Genomic DNA, 1,514 nt, shown 5'->3' on the forward strand with positions numbered 1-1,514 from the left:
ACATTTGACTCCGTACCACTGAACGATTTAGTCGTATACTTGAAAGATAACCCAAAAAGTCTATAGAGTGCTTAGATAAGAGGTTTATATAGATCTTTTCCGGTTGAAACCACACATAAAAATGACATTGACATAAATTGACAAAGTAATATTTCCATTTTTTCATCAGAAGAGGCGTATACTTTGAAGCCAAAATGAATTTTCCTTGATATCTAACATAATGCATGAAAGGATCCTTGAACAAACATAGGACGGACTGAAAATCATTAGCAAAGACGTCTGTAAACTGTTCTACTTTTCCGTAGAAATTTATTCGCTCAAGAAGTACCCAAGAAAATGTTGATCGTAAATAAAAGGATTGGTTACGGAGAAAAAAAAAGATGAATTCGTATTCATATACATGAATATTATATAGGAAGAAAAAGAATCTTGGATTAATTTTTGGAAAAATGGAAATAGATTTTTTTGGAATAATAAGACTGTTACAATTCCACTCCTCATGAACAACGAGTCGGAATAAATGCAAAGAAGAGGGATCTTTTACCCAGTAGCGAAGGGTTTGAACCAATTTTTCTAAATGGATAGGATAAGGTACTAATATATCTGATACATAATTTAAATGTGGAAATTTGTCCTCTAAAAAAGGAAATAGTGAATGAATTGATCGTAAATTATGAGATTTGACTATTTCTGACTCTTCTAAAGAAGATACTAATTGTAGACAAAATGGAATTTCCACAACGACTGCAAACCCCTCGGATATCATTTGCGAATATAAATTCTTATTGTACCTAAGAAATGGATTTTGGTTAGAATCATTTGCAGAAATAAAAATAATTAAATGATTCCGTTGATATATTCGAGTAATTAAACGTTTTATAATTACTAAACTAGATTTATTGTTATGACCTTCATTTTCCAACAAAATAGATTTATTTAAACCATGATCATGAGAAAGTGTATAAATATATTCCCGAAATATAAGTGGGTATAGGAAATCATTTTTTCGAGATCTATCTAATTCTAAATATCTTTGATATTCCTCCATTTTCATTTTAAACTTAGATTTGATTGAAGCAAAGATAGAGGATTTTTGGGTTTATTATTATTAAATAAATGATACATAGTGCGATAGAATAAAAACAAAGGAGTATAATAAAAAAAAGAATAGATACTTCGGAGACGGATAAACTCATATACAGACTCTCTATCCCTTATTTTTCCATCTAATTACTTTATGTTCATTATAGAATAAAATAAGAAGATGGTTAGAAATCCTTTACTTTTCCAAGTCAATCGCTCTTGTGATTTTAGTTTTGAAAAAAAAAATTCTTTATCACTATACTCTTTCTTTTACACATTCATCTCCCGCGCCTAGGGGAGAATAACTAATAGTTAGGGTTCATTCAAAAAATCGAAAATCTGCTCATGGAAAAACCTTTCCCGCATCAGGCACTAATATATTTTTAACGTCTAATTAAATCGGCTAATCGTTCCAATTAAGAACGGAAGCT

The 1,514-nt window shown here is 29.9% G+C and carries 1 protein-coding gene; it reads right to left on the minus strand.

What is annotated here, in order from left to right:
• On the minus strand, positions 1 to 1,054 hold a 1,054-nt coding region (locus tag VLM92_RS17380), incomplete at its 3' end, for a hypothetical protein (RefSeq protein ID WP_414708146.1).
• Between the last annotated feature and the right edge of the window lie 460 nt (positions 1,055 to 1,514).

The organism is Romboutsia sp., assembly GCF_035470145.1.
Classification (GTDB): domain Bacteria; phylum Bacillota; class Clostridia; order Peptostreptococcales; family Peptostreptococcaceae; genus Romboutsia_D.